At 70.1% G+C, this 16,266-nt stretch carries 12 protein-coding genes; 8 read left to right on the top strand and 4 right to left on the bottom strand.

What is annotated here, in order from left to right; all coding sequences use genetic code 11:
- Nucleotides 1-125: 125 nt before the first annotated feature.
- Together ACGFSB_RS20125 and ACGFSB_RS20120 are read right to left on the bottom strand one after the other, a co-directional pair.
- Nucleotides 126-767 carry an NAD(P)-dependent oxidoreductase gene (locus ACGFSB_RS20125; RefSeq protein WP_393400831.1) on the bottom strand — a complete coding sequence of 214 codons (642 nt, stop codon included), beginning with the start codon at nucleotides 765-767 and terminating at the stop codon, nucleotides 126-128.
- Nucleotides 764-1,720 (bottom strand): EamA family transporter, encoded by a 957-nt coding sequence (locus tag ACGFSB_RS20120; RefSeq protein ID WP_393400828.1) that lies wholly within the window; start codon nucleotides 1,718-1,720, stop codon nucleotides 764-766. The genes ACGFSB_RS20125 and ACGFSB_RS20120 overlap by 4 nt, the downstream gene beginning before the upstream one ends.
- A 78-nt stretch (nucleotides 1,721-1,798) precedes the next feature.
- Here ACGFSB_RS20120 and ACGFSB_RS20115 point away from each other — a divergent pair, with 78 nt between their 5' ends.
- Complete coding sequence (locus ACGFSB_RS20115; RefSeq protein ID WP_393400825.1) at nucleotides 1,799-2,689, top strand: LysR family transcriptional regulator; 891 nt, start codon at nucleotides 1,799-1,801, stop codon at nucleotides 2,687-2,689.
- Between the two features lie 33 nt (nucleotides 2,690-2,722).
- Here the strand turns inward: ACGFSB_RS20115 and ACGFSB_RS20110 are convergent, their stop codons facing one another.
- On the bottom strand, nucleotides 2,723-4,102 hold the full coding sequence (locus ACGFSB_RS20110) for an alpha-amylase family protein (RefSeq protein WP_393400822.1): 1,380 nt from the start codon (nucleotides 4,100-4,102) through the stop codon (nucleotides 2,723-2,725).
- Between the two features lie 325 nt (nucleotides 4,103-4,427).
- Between ACGFSB_RS20110 and ACGFSB_RS20105 the strand changes: the two genes are divergently transcribed.
- Complete coding sequence (locus tag ACGFSB_RS20105) at nucleotides 4,428-5,342, top strand: diiron oxygenase (RefSeq protein WP_393400819.1); 915 nt, start codon at nucleotides 4,428-4,430, stop codon at nucleotides 5,340-5,342.
- Nucleotides 5,343-5,429: 87 nt separating this feature from the next.
- The gene (locus ACGFSB_RS20100) at nucleotides 5,430-6,995 is read left to right on the top strand and encodes an FAD-dependent oxidoreductase (RefSeq protein ID WP_393400817.1); all 1,566 of its coding nucleotides are present in this window, start codon (nucleotides 5,430-5,432) and stop codon (nucleotides 6,993-6,995) included.
- 15 nt (nucleotides 6,996-7,010) lie between these two features.
- Here ACGFSB_RS20100 and ACGFSB_RS20095 read toward each other — a convergent pair whose 3' ends face one another.
- Complete coding sequence (locus tag ACGFSB_RS20095) at nucleotides 7,011-7,223, bottom strand: DUF4287 domain-containing protein (protein WP_393400814.1); 213 nt, start codon at nucleotides 7,221-7,223, stop codon at nucleotides 7,011-7,013.
- Nucleotides 7,224-7,483: 260 nt separating this feature from the next.
- Between ACGFSB_RS20095 and ACGFSB_RS20090 the strand changes: the two genes are divergently transcribed.
- From ACGFSB_RS20090 to ACGFSB_RS20070, 5 genes are all read left to right on the top strand, one after another.
- Complete coding sequence (locus ACGFSB_RS20090) at nucleotides 7,484-9,028, top strand: MFS transporter (protein WP_393401183.1); 1,545 nt, start codon at nucleotides 7,484-7,486, stop codon at nucleotides 9,026-9,028.
- Nucleotides 9,029-9,217: 189 nt separating this feature from the next.
- Nucleotides 9,218-12,313, top strand: a complete 3,096-nt coding sequence (locus tag ACGFSB_RS20085) for a BTAD domain-containing putative transcriptional regulator (RefSeq protein ID WP_393400811.1) — start codon at nucleotides 9,218-9,220, stop codon at nucleotides 12,311-12,313.
- Between the two features lie 357 nt (nucleotides 12,314-12,670).
- A complete protein-coding gene (locus ACGFSB_RS20080; protein ID WP_393400808.1) occupies nucleotides 12,671-13,327 on the top strand; it encodes a M15 family metallopeptidase in 657 nt (218 codons plus the stop codon).
- 349 nt (nucleotides 13,328-13,676) lie between these two features.
- Nucleotides 13,677-14,675 (top strand): alpha/beta hydrolase family esterase, encoded by a 999-nt coding sequence (locus tag ACGFSB_RS20075; protein WP_393400806.1) that lies wholly within the window; start codon nucleotides 13,677-13,679, stop codon nucleotides 14,673-14,675.
- A 53-nt stretch (nucleotides 14,676-14,728) separates the two neighbouring features.
- Nucleotides 14,729-16,171 carry a 3-hydroxybutyrate oligomer hydrolase family protein gene (locus tag ACGFSB_RS20070; protein WP_393401180.1) on the top strand — a complete coding sequence of 481 codons (1,443 nt, stop codon included), beginning with the start codon at nucleotides 14,729-14,731 and terminating at the stop codon, nucleotides 16,169-16,171.
- The last annotated feature ends 95 nt before the right edge of the window (nucleotides 16,172-16,266 follow it).

Genomic DNA, 16,266 nt, shown 5'->3' with positions numbered 1-16,266 from the left:
TGCTGCGCCAGTACTGGCGGGAAGTGCCCGTCACCCGGCCCTACTTCGACGTCCGACTCGACGTCCGACTCGACGGACGACGAGTTCGCCGCCGAGTCGGTATGTCATCCGGTGTTCCGTCTTGTCTAGTGCAGGTGGTGGCCGACGGTGAAGTGCTTGTCCTCGCCCGGGTTCTCGAGTTCGTCGATGACGGCTACGGCGAGGTCTTCGACCGAGATACGGGACGTGCCGTCGGCGCTCGCGATGAGTGTGGTGGTGCCACGTCGGTACTTCGCGGTGCGACGTCCGGGTTCGAGGGCGGCGGGTGGACTGAGATAGACCCAGTTGGCCGGGTGCTCCCGGCAGGTGTCCAGCTGCGCGGCGCTTGCGGCGGCGAGGGTGCGCCATTGCTGCGGCACGTATTCGGGGCTGTCGACAACGAGCCGGTCGGGGTGGCCCGGGATCTGGAGGGGGGCGGCGCCGCCGACGACGAGGATGCGCGTCCGGGCCTTCGCCGCCGCGTCGAGCAGTGCCCTCGTGGTCGCGGTGAAGGTGTGTTCGTGCCCAGGGGCAGGACGGGTCGCGGCCACGACCGCGTCGGTGCCGTCGAACAGTCTGCTCATGCGGTCGAGGTCGTTCGCGTCGCCCTCGACGACCCGCACTCCGGGCGGCAGGATGGCCGACCGCTCTTTGCGGAACACCGCGATCAGGTCATGGCTCCGGCTTGCGGCTTCCTTGATGACCCGTGAGCCGACCATGCCTGCGGCTCCGACGACGGCGATCTTCATCGAGATGTCCCTTCCGGTGCGGGTGTTGAAGCGGAGTTGCGCGAGCGGGTGGGCGAAGGCAGCTGCCCCGCGATGATCGCCGCGAGTGAGAGTCCGAACCCCAGGAGCTGGATCGGGCCGAGTGTCTGGCCGAGCAGGACGGCGCCGAGAACGGCGGCGACCAGCGGTGAGAACAGGCCGAGAACCGCGACAGAGGTGACGGGCAGAGTGGTGATGCCGCGGAACCACAGGACGTAGGCGATCAGACCTCCGGCCAGGCCCAGCCAGAGGTAGCCGAAGGCGGCCGTCGCGTCGATCGCGGGAGGCGGACCCTCGACAAGGAAGGTGAGGGGCAGCAGGAAGAGGCCTCCCGCGGTGAGTTGCCAGCCGGCGAACGCGGTGAGGCCGACCCCGGCGGGCCGTCCCCAGCGTTTGGTGAGTGTCACGCCGAGCGCCATCCCGGCCGCACCGGTGAGGCCCGCCACGATCCCGGCGGTGTCGAGCGCCGCGTGCGGCCCGATCACCACGAGGCCGACGCCCGCGACGCCGATCACGCCCCAGACGAAGCGCCGGGCGGACGGCCTCTCGTGGAGGACGGTCACGGCCAGGACGGCGACCATGAGGGGCTGGGCCGCCGCCACGGTGGCCGCGACGCCCCCCGGTAGGCGTTCGGCCGCGATGAAGAGCATCGGGAAGAGCAGACCGATGTTCAGCACGCCGAGCACCGCGGCCTTCCCCCACCACGTGCCGCGCGGCAATGTCCGGGTGAGCACAAGCGCGATCAGACCGGCGGGCAACGCGCGCAGGAGTCCTGCGAACAGGGGGTGTCCCGCGGGGAGAAGTTCGGTGGTGACGACATAGGTCGTGCCCCAGGCCAAGGGAGCGAGCGCCGTCAGGGCGGTGCGGGGCAGATTCCCACGGGGAGCGCCTCTGGCGGCTCCGGGGGAAGCCTTCAGTGCTGCTGGACTTGTCATGCTCGAAGTCTCATGTGGCGCTATCAATGAGTCCAACACATGTTTGTCAGCTCATCGATCGCGATACAAGATGGATCCATGGAGCTCCAGCAGATGCGTTACGTCGTCGCCGTCGCCGAGGCGAACAGCTTCACCCGGGCTGCCGAACGGTGTCTGGTCGTCCAGTCCGCCCTCAGTCACCAAATCGCCCGCCTTGAACGGGAGTTGGGTGCGAGGCTCTTCGAACGCACCAGCCGCCGGGTGCGGCTGACGCCGGCCGGTGAGGCGTTCCTGCCGGCCGCCCGGCAGTGTCTGGACGCTGCCGAGCGTGCGTCCGCCGAGGTCGCCGCCGCTGTCGGGGAGGTGCGCGGACGGCTCGCCGTGGGGCTGATTCCCACGGTCGCCGCTGTCGATGTCCCGGGTGCGCTGCGCGACTTCCGCGAGCGGTACCCGCAGGTGCGCATCAGTCTGCGGGTGGGCGCGAGCGAGGAGCTCGCCGAGCAGGTCAGGCAAGGAACCATCGACATGGCCTTCCTCGGACTGCCGACCACCGCGCGGCCCCAAGGTGTCGCCGCCCATGAACTCGGCCGCGACCGCCTTGTCGCCGTGGTCGCGCCGGACCATCCACTCGCCGACGAGTCGGCGGTCACCCTGCGCAGGCTCTCCTCCGAGGTGTTCGTGGACCTCCCGGCAGGGACAGCGGGACGTATTCAGTCCGACCAGGCCTTCGCGGCCGCCGGTCTCGCCCGTGATGTCGCCTTCGAAGTGACCTCCGCGGACTTCATCGCCCGGCTGGTCGGTCCCGGCCTCGGCGTGGCCATGCTCCCTTCCGCGTACGCGCCTCAACTCGCCGGTGTGGTCGCCGTCGAGGTCGCCGATGCCCCGGCCCGAGTCGAGTACGTCGTCTGGTCCCGCCTCGGCCGCACCCCGGCGGCGACCGCCTTCCTCGCCGTTCTCGACATCCCGGCAGAGGTGCGAGGCGACGAGTGAGGCGCCCAGGTGCGTCCGCCCCGCCGGTCCCGGTCAGCCGGCCTGTGCCCCGGTGTGCAGGGCCAGTGCGCCGCGGGCGGGCAGGGTGGTCTCGAACTTCCCGTCGTCGCCGACGGTGACCGTGTTGCCGTCGCAGTTGTCCGGGGATGCCTTGGCGACATTGCAGTAGGTGCCGCCAGGCAGGGACGTCGCGAACGTCTGGGTCAGCTCGCCTTCGCCGTTGTTGAGGGCGACGAACCCCTTGTCACCGCGGCCGAAGGCGAGGGCGCTGCCGCCGTTGTCCCACCAGTCGGTCAGCTCGGCGGAGCCCACCTCGTTGCGGAACCCGACCAGGCCGGTGATCGCCTGCTGTGCATGGGCGTTCGTCCAGCCGTCCGTGCCGCTGGGCGGACCCGCGTCCTTGTCGGACCACTCGTAGCCGGAGTACACGTTCGGCGAGCCGTAGGGGGACGCGAGCATGAAGACGTTGGCGAGGGTGTAGGCCGCGCCGTCCTTGTAGGTGAGCGTCGAGCCGTTTCGCTCGGTGTCCCAGTTGTCGACGAACGTACGCGCCGAGCCGCTGCCCAGTTTGCCGTCCGCGACCGACTTCAGCTGTGCGATGTCGCCGCCCTGGAAGGCGCTCTTGAGATGCCCGCCGTAGCGGAACTCGTCGACGTCCCCGATGCCGGTGTATTCGTCGGGCTGTACGGCCTCTCCGCCTCCGCGGATGACCTCCGACACCCAGAAGCCGGGATCGCTCATCTTGCCCTTGACGGCGGCGACGTCGGCGGCGGCCATGTGCTTGGCGGCGTCGATGCGGAAGCCGTCCGCGCCCAGTGACCGCAGGTCGTCGAGGTACGCGGCGATGGTGCCGCGCACCGCGTCGCTGCCGGTGTCGAGGTCGGAAAGGCCGACCAGTTCGCAGTTCTGGACGTTGTCCCTGTTGGCGTAGTCGTTGATGTCCGTGCGGCAGGTGTGGAAGTCCGCGTCCTGGAAGAAGCCGGGGTAGTTGTACTTGGTGTACGCGGTGCCGCCCGTGCCGGTGCCCGAACCGGCCGCCATGTGGTTGATGACGGCGTCCGCTATCACCTTGACGCCTGCCTTGTGGCAGGCGGCGGCCATGCTCTTGAAGGAATCCCGGTCGCCGAGGCGGCCCGCGATCTTATAGCTGACGGGCTGGTACGAGGTCCACCACTGCCCGCCCTGGACATGCTCGGAGGCGGGCGACACCTCGACATAGCCGTATCCGGCGGGGCCGAGCTCGTCGGTGCAGGCCTTGGCGACATCGGCGTACTGCCGCTCGAACATGGTGACGGTGACGGTCTTCTCGCCGGGTGGTGTCGCCTGCGACTGCCAGGGCGTGAACACCGCGAGACCGGCCGCGGCGAGTACCCCGGCCGATGTCGCGCCGAGAAGGCGGGAACGGTGCTGCATGTGCGGCTCCTTCGGGACTGGGCACAGCCGTGCCCGCGGAAGGCAACTGCTCGTGGGGGAAGCTGCCGTGGGGGGTTCCGCAGGGGAGCCTGCCGCTCACTCATGTACGCGTCAAGGCTTTGTGGAAGGGTTTTCAGTTCCTTGCGCAAGCCGTCCGGTCGCCAACGGCGGGCTGATTTCTGGTTCTTACTCAGGGGTAGGCCTGCCGGAATCCTTGTTATACATTCCGTCTAACAAGCGGGCCGCGGCGCGTTGCGGGACGGCGCCCCGACCCGTTGCCCGAGCGAACGAGCGAACGTACGCAGTAGAGTCAAGGAGCCGCAGCATGGCAAGCAGCACTGTTCGGCCGAAGGGCCGGAGCCACCCCGAAGAGGACGATGTGGCCCGGCGGTTGCTCGACTCGGCCGCCGTGTCGGGCTACGACCCGGCCACCGAGGTGGACTGGGAAACCCCGCTCGACCGGGACTTCCACGGCGCGAGCCCGGAGTGGTGCTCCCTGTACGGCACCGCGTACTGGCAGGAGCTCACCGAAGCCCAACGCAAGGAACTGACGCGGCAGGAAGCCGCATCGGTGGCCAGCACGGGCATCTGGTTCGAGATGATCCTCCAGCAGATGGTGCTGCGCGATGTGTACGCGAAGGACCCGGCGAGCGCTGAGGTGCAGTGGGCGCTCACGGAGATCGCCGAGGAGTGCCGCCACTCGATCATGTTCGCCCGCGGCGCCGAGAAGCTGGGCGCGCCCGCCTACCGGCCCAAGCGGTTCGCGATGGAGCTCGGCCGGGTGTTCAAGACGGTTGCTTTCGGAGAAGCGGCCTATGCCGCGATCCTCGTGGCCGAGGAAGTGCTCGACGTGATGCAGCGCGACTGGATGCGCGACGAGCGCGTCGTGCCGTTCGTCCGCACGATCAACAACATCCATGTCGTCGAGGAGTCGCGGCACATGAAGTTCGCCCGCGACCAGACGCGCAAGCGTCTCGCCGGGTCGGGCCGACTGCGCCGCCAGATCAACGCGTTCGTCGTCGCGATCGCCTCGTACTACATCGTCACCAGCATGGTGAACCCCAAGGTGTACGCGAACGCCGGGCTCGACGAGAAGCGTGCCCTCGCTGAGGCGAAGGCGAACGAACACCACAAGTCCATGATGCGGTCCAGCTGTTCGGGCCTGATGGAGTTCCTGGCCTCCTCCCGCCTGCTCACCAAGCCGGCGCTCGCCTTCTACAAGCGCGCGCACCTCATCTGAGCCGTTCCGAGCCAGCAGATCCCAGCAGATCCGAGCTGATCCCAGCCGTTCCGAGTTGATCCGAGCCGAGCGAGTCGAGCCGACGACATGACCTACGCCATCACCCAGACCTGCTGCAGCGATGCCACCTGCGTGGCCGTGTGCCCGGTCAACTGCATCCACCCGACGCCCCAGGAGCGGGCGTTCGGCAGCACGGAGATGCTGCACATCGACCCGAAGACCTGCATCGACTGCGGCGCCTGCGCCGACGCCTGCCCCGTCGACGCGATCTTCCCGCTGGACAGCCTGCCTGTCGCGCAGCGGGAGTACGCGACGATCAACGCGGCGTACTACGAGGACCAGGCACCGGAACCGGCCAAGGAGGTCGAGGAGGCCCTGGATGTCGACGACGGGCCGAACTTCCATGTCTGGGACGAGCCGTCCTTCCCGCGCGTTCTGCCATCGGACTTCGTACCGCTGAAGGTCGCCGTCGTCGGCACCGGACCGGCCGGGATGTACGCGGTCCAGGATCTGCTCCTGCACACCAGCGCCGAAGTGACACTGATCGACCGGCTTCCGGTGGCCGGCGGTCTCGTGCGCTACGGCGTCGCTCCGGACCACCCCGCGACCAAGAAGGTCGGCGACACCTTCGCGCGCTTTCACACACATCCCCGGGTGCGCCTGCACCTCGGACTCGAAGTCGGCGCCGACATCACCCCGCAGGAACTCGCCGCGCACCATGACGCGGTCATCTACGCCGTGGGCGCCTCCGCCGACCGCACGCTGTCCATCCCCGGTGAGGAACTGCCCGGCAGCATCTCCGCGAGGAGCTTCGTCTCCTGGTACAACGGCCACCCCGACACGGCGCCGGACGCGATCGAGCTTTCCGCCGAGCGCGTGGTCGTCGTCGGCAACGGCAACGTCGCGCTCGACGTCGCCCGCATCCTCCTCGCCGACCCTGACAGCCTCGCCCACACCGAAATCGCCGACCATGCTCTGGAGGCGCTGCGGACCAGCAAGGTGCGCGAGGTGGTGCTGCTCGGACGCCGCGGACCCGAGGACGCCGCCTGCACCAGGTCCGAACTGCTCGCTCTTAAGCACCTTCCGGGCGTGGACCTGATCGTCGACGACCACGACCCCCGGACGGCGCGGGCCATCGAAGAGGCCGGCCCGAAGGACAAGGCAGCCGTCCTGCAAGGTGTTGTGCGGGACAGCGGCGACTGGGCACAGGCGCCCGCTCAGGGGCGGCGCATCGTGCTCCGCTTCCACTGCACCCCCGTGGAAATCCTCGGCGAGGAAGCCGTCGAGGCCGTGCGCGTCACGGAAGCGGCGGGGGAGTCGGGGGAATCGGGGGAGGGGACGATACGGGCGGACATGATGCTGCGCGCGATCGGCTACCGCGGGATGCCGGTCGCCGGACTGCCCTTCGACGAGACGACGGGCACCGTGCCGCACCAGGGAGGCAGGGTGACCGGACGGCCCGGGACCTACGTCGTGGGCTGGATCAAGCGGGGACCGAGGGGCGGCATCGGCGCCAACCGCAGATGCGCCGCCGAGACGGTCACCACGCTCCTGGCCGACGCGGTCGCCGGAGCCCTGCCCGCGCCGCGGTCCGCGCCGAAGGCCTTCCGCCGGTTGGCCCGGCGCCGCAACCGCAAGGCAGCACTGCGCTGAGCCGGCACCGGCGGCTCACTTGGCGCGGGTCTCCGCCAGGGTGTGGGCGACGAGGGCGTTGGCGTGTCCGTGGCCCAGGGCGTGTTCGGTCTTGAGCCAGCTGACCAGGTCCATGTGCTTGGTCAGGGGCGAGGAGTGGATGAGGTCTTTCCACTCCTCGATCGGACGGCCGTACTTCTTCTCGATCGAGGGGAAGTAGCTGGCAGGTCCCTTGGCGGCCTCGGTCATGGTGACGCAGTCCCGTCCGTCGGAGTGCTGTTGCCTGTAGGACGGTCGGGACTGGATCAAGTCATCGGCCGACCGGAGTGTCCTGGGTCACAGACGCCCGGCCTTCACCCGCGTCCCGCGATCGAATGGCGGGCCCGCGTGGCCGGGTCTAGCCTGGGCGTGTAGCAGTGAACGTACGAACGTACCTGTTCACCGTGCGCCTGACGCGCGAGCGCGGGCGACGCAATGACGGCGCGAGCAACGACGGCGCGAGCAATCCCATGACGGGCTCTCAGACGACACCCTCGGAGCCTGCCGCGTCCCCGGAGCGGGGAGGCGGCAGCGGTATCGCGCTTCTCGTCATCGCCTCGTGCCAGCTGATGGTGGTTCTCGACATCACCATCGTGAACATCGCCCTTCCGCACATCCAGACCTCGCTCGGCTTCTCGACCGAGACCCTCTCCTGGGTGATCAACGCCTACACACTGACCTTCGGCGGACTGCTCCTGCTCGGTGGGCGCCTCGGCGACATCCTCGGGCGCCGCAGGGTCTTCATGTTCGGCGTGCTGCTCTTCGTGTTCGCCTCGCTGCTCGGCGGACTCTCCCAGGAATCCTGGCAGTTGCTCGCCGCTCGCTCGCTGCAGGGTGTCGGTGGCGCCATCGCGTCGCCCACCGCCCTCTCGCTGATCACCACGACCTTCCGCGAAGGGCCCGAGCGGAACAGGGCGTTCGGTGTGTTCGCCGCCGTCTCGGCAGGAGGCAGCGCGATCGGGCTGCTCGCGGGCGGGCTCCTCGTGGAGTGGCTCGACTGGCGCTGGGTCCTGTTCGTGAACATCCCCATCGGCCTGCTGATCGCCGCCGCGACACCCCGCTACATCCGCGAGTCCGAGCGCCACCCCGGGCACTTCGACATCCTGGGCGCCCTCACCTCCACGGCGGGCATGGTGCTGCTCGTCTACGGCTTCATCCGTGCCTCCAAGGACGGCTGGAGCGACAGCGTGACCATCGCGGCCTTCGCGGCGGCCGTCGTGCTCCTCGCCCTGTTCCTCACCGTCGAGCGGCGGTCGAAGCAGCCCATCACCCCGCTGTGGATGTTCCGCGACCGCAATCGCGCCGGTGTCTACGGGATGATGCTGTGCCTGGCCGCGGCGATGTTCGGGATGTTCTTCTTCCTGACGCTGTTCGTGCAGAACATCCTGGGCTTCAGCCCGCTGCGTGCCGGGCTCGGCTTCCTGCCGGTGAGCGCGATCATCGCGGTGGGTGCGGGACTCGCCTCGCAACTGCTGCCCAGGTGGGGGCCCAAGCCGTTCATGGTGGTCGGCGCGACCCTCGCGGCCGTGGGGCTCGGCTGGCTGACGCTGACCGACGTCGACAGCACGTACATGGGAAGCCTGCTCGGACCCATACTGGTCTTCGGCTTCGGCATGGGTATGCAGTTCGTGTCGCTGACGCTGATGGCGGTGTCGGGTGTCGCGCCGCAGGAAGCGGGAGCGGCCTCCGGCATCCTCAACGCCACCCAGCAGGTGGGCGGTTCACTCGGCCTGTCCGTCCTCGTCACCATCTTCGGTACGGCGAGCCGCAACGAGGCCACTGACCAGATCCCGCGCTTCCTGAAGAAGGCGAGCCCTGCCGAGCTTGTGGAGTTCCGCAGGACCGGCCAACTCCCGGGACGCTGGGGCGAACAGGTCCTCGCATCGGGCATCTCGAGCTCCTTCATCGCCGCTGCCGTCTTCGCCATCGTCGCCGCGCTGATCGCCCTGGTGGTCATCCAGGTGCGGCCCGCCGACCTGGAGCGTCTGCAGGGCAACGGCGACGGGCACGTGTGAGGTGCCACCTCCTGGGGGCTGAGCAGCATGAACGCGTGCCTGGTACCGGATGGCTTGATTCCTCTGGTACGCACGCGAGTTGAGGCCGCGCGGACGTAGTATGACCAGCCGATCGGTAGGGCTGAGGGCTGAGGGCTGAGGGCTGAGGGCTGTGGGGGCTGCGCGGGGCAAGAACCCATGGAGATGGGCGTGGACACGGACACGGACTACCGCTTACTCGGGCCTGTCGAAGCTTGGCGCGCGGGCCGCAGACTCACTCTCGGTGGCCCCAAGCCCCGGGCGCTGCTCGCGGCGCTGCTCCTGGAACCGGGGCGCGTGGTGTCCGTCGAGGCTCTCATCGACGCCATCTGGGGCGAGAGGCCGCCGGACACGGCGCGTTCCCTGATCCAGTCGTACGTCTCCGCGCTGCGCCGTGCGCTGTCCACCGACGCCATCGAGACCCGGCCGCCCGGCTATCTGATCCACGCGGATGCCACTCTCGTCGACCGCGCGGCATTCGAGCGCCTGACCGCCCAGGGGCGGCAGGCCGCCGCCGACGGCGATCACCCCGCGGCGGCCCGGCTGTTGGGGGACGCACTCGCGCTGTGGCGCGGGCCCGCGCTCGGGGGCATCGGCGAAACACTGCGGGCCATGGCCGACCAGCTGGACGAGGCGCGGCAGGCGGCCCTGGAGGAGCGGATCGCCGCGGAACTCGTACAGACGGGCCGCGAGACGGAACTGGTCGCCGAACTCACCGCGCTGGTCGCCCAGCATCCCACCCGGGAGCGACTGAGAGGCCAACTGATGCTGGCCCTCTACCGGTTGGGGCGCCAGGCGGACGCCCTCGCGGTGTACACCGAGGGGCGTGACGTACTCGCCGACGAGCTGGGGATCGATCCGGGCCCCGACCTCAGAGCGATGTACGAGGCGATCCTGCGGGCGGAGGAGGGGCTGCTGCCCGCTCCGGCGGACGGAGCCGACTCCGGGGGCTCCGGGGGCTCGGGGGGTGCCCCTGCGCAGCCGACCCTCGTGCAGCCCGCCCTTCTGCCTCCCACCATCGGCGACTTCACCGGACGTGAGGCTCAGCTCTCCGGCGTACGGGCCGCTCTGTCGGGACCCCGCGAGGCCATGCCGGTCGTCGTCGTGTCGGGGCCCGGTGGCGTCGGCAAGTCCACCCTGGGTGTCAGGGCGGCGCACCAGGTCGCCGACGCGTATCCGGACGGGCAGCTGTACGCCGAGCTGCGGGGCACCGCCGATCCCGTGGCGCCCGGTGAAGTGCTCGGACGGCTGCTTTACGCCCTGGGAGCGGATCCGCCCGACGGGGACGCCGAGCGGCGTGACCTCTTCCGCAGTCTGGTCGCGGGGCGCCATATCCTGCTGGTGCTCGACGACGCGGGCAGCGAGTCCCAGGTGCGTCCCCTGCTTCCCGGAAGCGCCACCTGCGGGGTCCTGATCACCGCACGGGCCCGCCTCGGGGCCCTGCCCTGCACCCACCGCGCCGATGTCGACGTGCTCGACACGGCGCCGGGGACCGAACTCCTCGGCCGGGTCGCGGGGGAGAGGCATGTGCGGGACGAGCCGGCTGCGGCCCGGCGCATCGTCGAGCTGTGCGGCGGCCTTCCGCTGGCCATCAGGATCGCCGGGGCCCGCCTGGCGACCCGTAGGCACTGGACGGCACGCATACTCGCCGACCGGCTCGCCGATGAACACCACCGCCTCGATGAACTCTCCGTCGGCGACCTGGAGGTACGGGCGGGCCTCGGTCTGAGCTACCGGGCCCTGGACGCCCCCGCCCGCACCGCTCTGCGCCGCCTCGGCCTGCTCGCCGCGCCCGATGTGGCCGCCTGGGTGGTGACCGCGCTGCTCGACGTGCCGGAGGCGGAGGCGGACCGCGTCGTGGAACAGCTCATCGACGCCCAGCTCCTGCACTGCACCGGCGTCGACCGCGCGGGCCAGCCGCGCTACCGGCCGCACGACCTGGTGCGGGTGTACGCCGCCGAACGCGCCGATGCCGAGGACCGGCCAGCCGAACGGGCCGCTGCCGTCGGCCGGGCGCTCGGCGCCTGGCTCTGGCTGACCGGCCGCGCCGCGTCCGCCACGCCGTCCGGCGCGGTCGAACTGCACCGGGGTCTCCTCGACCAGAGTGGCTCGACCGGTTCGGGGGGCCAGGACGGATCTCCTCGTGCCCCGCGTCAGGTCGTCAGGCCTGTCGGCCCGGAGGCCACCCGCCGAGCGCTCGCCGACCCGGCCGCGTGGTTCGAGGCCGAGGCCGACGCGATCGCCGCCGCCGTCGAGCGTGCTGCCGCCCTCGACCTGCACACCCTGGCCTGCGAGGCCGCGGCCGCCCTGTGCTCGTCCGCGTACACCGTCGGCAACCGTTTCGAGGCCTGGTGGCGCACGCACGACGCGGCACTGGCCGCCGCCCGCCGCGCCGAGAACCGGGCAGGCGAAGCCCTGTTGCTCATCGGCCTCGGCCAACTCCGTTACGAACAGGACCGATTCACCGAATCACAGGGCTACTTCAAGCAGGCGGCCGGGCTCTGTGCCGAACTCGGCGACGTGCGCGGCCGGGCCGCCGCGTACGCCGGGCTCGGCAGCGCCCTGCGGGAAGCGGGATGGCTGCGGGCCGCGCAGGAGACACTCGTCCGGGCCGTCGACGGCTTCCGCGACCTCCAGGACGATCCGGGCGTCGGGCTCTCCTGCCGGTACGCAGGATCCGTCCAGCTCGAACTCGGCGAATTCGATGCCGCGCGCGCCCTCCTCGACGAGTCCCTGCTGGCCTACCGCAGGCTCGGCAGTCGCCGCGGCGAGTCCCTCACGCTGCGCTCGCTCGGCCTGGTGCACCGTGCGCTCGGCGAATACGCGGCGGCGGAGAAGCTCTGCGGCCGTGCGGTGGACCTCCTGAGCACTCTGGGGGACCCGCTCATGCTCGCGTACGCGAGGCAGGCACGGGCCAAGTGCCTGATCAGGCTCGGGCGTTCGGCGGAAGCGGCGACCGAGATCCGGGGCGTCCTCGACGTCTGCCGCGCCCAGCGCGACCGCTTCGGCGAAGCACTCGCCCTGCGCACCCTCGGCGAGTGCGAGCTCGCCGCGGGCCGCATCGACGCCGCCGAACAGCAGCTGACCGCGGCGGCCGTTCTCTGGAACAACCTGGAACTGCCGCTGCCCCGCGCCCGCACCCTGCGGGACCTCTCGGCGGCGCGGGAGGCCGCGGGGGACAGCGCGGCGGCACGGGCGCTGCGCGCCGAGGCGCGGGAGGTCTTCACGGCGTACGAGGCGCGGGAACGGGACGAGCCGGGCCTCTGAACCAGCTTCGAGCGCGCTTCCAGTGATCCTGTAATCGGCTTCCTGCAGATTTGCAGAGAACTTGCAGCGGCCTGCGTCACGCTCTGGATGTCGGCGGGTGAACGCGCCGCCGGCAACGGGGGATCGAAGGAAACAACGGGGGACTCAGCGGAATTCATCGGGGGAGCACGGGGGAAGGCCACTGATGCCTCGTACGGCCCACATGACCGACGATGTCGGTCATGTGGGCCGCTCGTCGCGCAGAGCTGTAGCGCTGTAGAGGCGTAGAGCCCCTGCCAGGGCCAGGAGGGGACTCCGGGGGCGGGCGGCAGCCCGCCCCCGGAGCTGTGCCCGCCACCGTCGCCATGAAGGGGCAGCATGTCGCCGATCATCCTCATGAACGATCCCAGAGTCGTCGGCATCCCGGTCCACGAGTGCGGTGAACCCCTCGTCGACCTGCGCCAACTGTCCTTCGTGGACGTCGACGACCGCCTGGCCGACCAGGACGGGGCCTACGCCCAGCTGCGCGAAGGCGTCGCCTGGCGCCTGGCCCGTGCCGCCCGGCTGCTGCCCGAAGGCCTGCGCCTCCTGGTCACCGAGGGGTACCGCCCGCTGGCCCTGCAGATCGAGTACTTCGACGAGTACACCGCCGAGCTCAAGAAGGCCAACCCCGACTGGTCGGACTCCCACCTGCACGACCAGGCGAGCCGCTCCCTCTCGCCGCCGGAGGTGGGCCCGCATGTCGCGGGTGCCGCGGTCGACCTCACCCTGTGCACCGCGTCCGGCACGGAGCTCGACCTCGGCACTCCGGTCAACGCCAGCCCGGAGGAGAGCGACGGCGCCTGCTACATGGACAGCGACCGCATCTCCACGACCGCCCGCGACAACCGCCGCACCCTCACCGCGGCCCTGGCCACGGCGGGCCTGGTCAACTACCCCACGGAGTGGTGGCACTGGTCCTACGGCGACCGCTACTGGGCCCTCGCGACCGACGCCCCCACGGCCCTGTACGGCCCGGTGACGCTCGACGTCTAGGCCGTGCCCAGCGGGACCCTCGCCCTCGCCCCTAACACGGGCCGGAGCTATGAGACAACAGCTCTGATACCAGCGGCAGTTGACGATGTTGTGGCGGCCATCGCCATTCTGCGCCGGTTCCGGTGGCTCCTACGGTTGCCCGCACCTCAGCGTCCCGGCCGACAGTAGGAGTGGGTGGGTTCTGGGGTCGCGTGATCCACCCCGGAGACCGCGTCACCGTCCGTCGGGAGCCGCCATGTCGTCGTACGAGAGTCATCTGAATCCGCAGGCGCACGAAGGAACAACTCGCCGAGAAGGAACACCTCCCCGAGCGGGACGGCGGGCGCGATGGCGTCGGGCCCTGGGACGGGTGACCGCCGTCGTGGGTCTTGTCGTGGCCGGAGCCGTATGCGCACCGGCGTCCGGGGCGCAGGCGGCTCCGACGGCCGTCGCGCTCGAGAAGATCGGTGACTTCGGCGCCGACCCCGGCAGTCTGAACATGTACGTGTACCGGCCGGCCACCCTGTCGGCCAGCCCCGCGGTGGTGGTGGCCATGCACGGCTGCAGCCAGAGCGCGCAGATCTACGCCGACAACTCCGGCCTCGTCAAGTTCGCCGACCAGCACGGCTTCCTGCTGGTCTTCCCCGAGCAGACGTCCGCCAACAACAGCAGCAAGTGCTTCAACTGGTTCCAGCCCGGCGACACCCGGCGCGGGCAGGGCGAGGCCGCGTCGGTCCGGCAGATGGTCGCTCATGCCGGTTCCGCGTACGGAGCCGACCCGGAACGGACCTACGTCACCGGTCTGTCGGCCGGTGGTGCCATGACCTCGGTGATGCTCGCCACCTACCCGGACGTGTTCAAGGCGGGTGCAGTGGTCGCGGGCCTCCCCTATGACTGTGCCGCTGACGTGGTGTCGGCGTACAGCTGCATGAACCCCGGCGTCGACCGCACCCCGTCGACCTGGGCACAAGGCGTCCGTGACGCGTACCCCGGCTATGCGGGGCCCTGGCCGCGGGTGGCGATCTGGCAGGGCGACAGCGACCCCACCGTAGCCAAGAAGAACGCCGACGAACTGCGTGACCAGTGGACCGCCGTGCACGGCCTGGACCAGAGCCCGGACCGCACCTCCAGCATCGGCCCCAACTCGACCCGCAGGGAGCAGTATCTGGGGGCGGACGGAAGTGTGGGAGTGGAAGTCGACCGGGTCCCCGCCATCGCCCACGGCACTCCGGTCGACCCGGGAACAGGCGCACAGGAGTGCGGCGCGACTGGGACCGCGAACTTCATCGACTCCATCTGCTCCAGCTACTGGATCACCGGCTTCTTCGGCCTGGACGGCTCAAATCTCCGGTCGGCCACTACGTCATAGCCGACGGCACGTGCCCCTGACGAACCAATCCACCGGAGGTACCCGTGCCCGCCATAGATCCACCCAGATACCTGCCGCACAAGGCATACGCTGTCCGGCCGCTCCGGAGCGCGCTCGCCCTGACGGCGCTGCTCGTCACACTCGCCGCGGTTCCGGCAGTCGCTCAACAGTCCGGTGGAACCCAGGGCGGCAGCACAGCGCACTGCGCGCGGTCGGCGGGGCTGAAGGTGCCCGGCGCCGAACGCCAAGAGATCTCCTGCCTGGCCGAGTTGACCACCGCGGGGACGGTCTCCTCCGGCCGCACCGACCCGGCCGACTGGGCGGGGCTGACCCCCGCCGGGCTCACCACACCACGTGGTGTACCCGGCATCCAGATCGACGGCTACTTCCCCGACACTTCGGCGACCAACACCAACCACGCCTGGAATCACGACGCGCAGTTCGTCGTCCGCCTGCCCGACCGATGGAACGGGGGCCTCGTGATCGCGGGCACACCCGGGGTCCGTGAGCAGTACGCCAACGACCGGGCGATCGGCGACTGGGTGCTCTCGAACGGTTACGCGTTCGCCTCGACCGACAAGGGCAACACCGGCGCCGCCTTCTACCGGGACGGGGCCGAGCCCGGCGACGCGATCGCCGAATGGAACGAGCGCGTCACTCAACTCACCCGTGCCGCGCGGGCGGTGGTCGCACAGCGATACCACCGGCCTCCCGGGCACACGCTGGCCACCGGCATGTCCAACGGCGGGTATCTGGTGCGCTGGCAGCTGGAGAACCATCCCGAGCTCTACGACGGGGGAGTCGACTGGGAGGGCACTCTGTGGCGGACCGAGGGCCCGAACCTGCTCGATTTCCTGCCGCCCGCGCTGCGCGCCTATCCGGTCTACGCGGCGGGTGGTGAAGGGGCCGACAGAGCCCGTCAGGAGATGGTCGCCGCCGGTTTCCCCGCCGGTTCGGAATTTCTGTGGCCCTATCACCACCAGGTCTACTGGGACCTGACCCAGCGCATCTATCGGGAGGAGCTCGACCCGGGTTTCGACGGTGCGGCGGAGGCTGGAACTCCCTTCTGTAGAGCGGGGACACCGCTATGCGACGCCGATTACGCGTACGCGTCCCGGCCGCAGGAGGTCCGTGACGCCGTGGCGAAGATCGCCCTGACCGGGCAGATCGGCAAACCCTTGATCACTGTGCACGGCACCCTCGATGTCCAGCTGCCCATCAGCAAGGACTCGGACGTCTACGCGAAGATGGTGCGCGGCGCGGGCCGCGGTCACCTGTTCCGCTACTACCGCGTCGAAGGCGGCACGCACGTCGATTCGCTCTTCGATACGTTCCCCGACACGTTGCGGCCTCTGGTGCCCTGCCACCGTTCCGCCTTCACGGCGATGGAGACGTGGATCGGCCGGGGGAAGCAGCCGCCGCCCAGCCGAACCGTGCCGCGTCCGCACTCGTCCGACCCGGCGACTCTGCTGTCCCGGTGCCCGCTTGCCGGGTAGCGGTTTCGGCCGAGGCCCGGGGTGCGAGACGGGTCCCGGAAGGCGGGCTTCCTCAACGGCGAGCCAAACATGCCGAGTTGACCTAGGATCGCCAC

It is taken from the genome of Streptomyces sp. NPDC048441, assembly GCF_043200235.1.
Taxonomy (GTDB): Bacteria; Actinomycetota; Actinomycetes; order Streptomycetales; family Streptomycetaceae; genus Streptomyces.
Note: the sequence above shows the minus strand (reverse complement) of the source record. Positions and strands in the feature narration are given on the sequence as shown.

Bases quoted from the DNA above. Each gene is read 5' to 3' on its own strand.
- ACGFSB_RS20125 (WP_393400831.1), bottom strand. From the start codon at position 767: ATGAAGATCGCCGTCGTCGGAGCCGCAGGCATGGTCGGCTCACGGGTC.
- ACGFSB_RS20120 (WP_393400828.1), bottom strand. From the start codon at position 1,720: ATGACAAGTCCAGCAGCACTGAAGGCTTCCCCCGGAGCCGCCAGAGGC.
- ACGFSB_RS20115 (WP_393400825.1), top strand. From the start codon at position 1,799: ATGGAGCTCCAGCAGATGCGTTACGTCGTCGCCGTCGCCGAGGCGAAC.
- ACGFSB_RS20110 (WP_393400822.1), bottom strand. From the start codon at position 4,102: ATGCAGCACCGTTCCCGCCTTCTCGGCGCGACATCGGCCGGGGTACTC.
- ACGFSB_RS20105 (WP_393400819.1), top strand. From the start codon at position 4,428: ATGGCAAGCAGCACTGTTCGGCCGAAGGGCCGGAGCCACCCCGAAGAG.
- ACGFSB_RS20100 (WP_393400817.1), top strand. From the start codon at position 5,430: ATGACCTACGCCATCACCCAGACCTGCTGCAGCGATGCCACCTGCGTG.
- ACGFSB_RS20095 (WP_393400814.1), bottom strand. From the start codon at position 7,223: ATGACCGAGGCCGCCAAGGGACCTGCCAGCTACTTCCCCTCGATCGAG.
- ACGFSB_RS20090 (WP_393401183.1), top strand. From the start codon at position 7,484: ATGACGGGCTCTCAGACGACACCCTCGGAGCCTGCCGCGTCCCCGGAG.
- ACGFSB_RS20080 (WP_393400808.1), top strand. From the start codon at position 12,671: ATGTCGCCGATCATCCTCATGAACGATCCCAGAGTCGTCGGCATCCCG.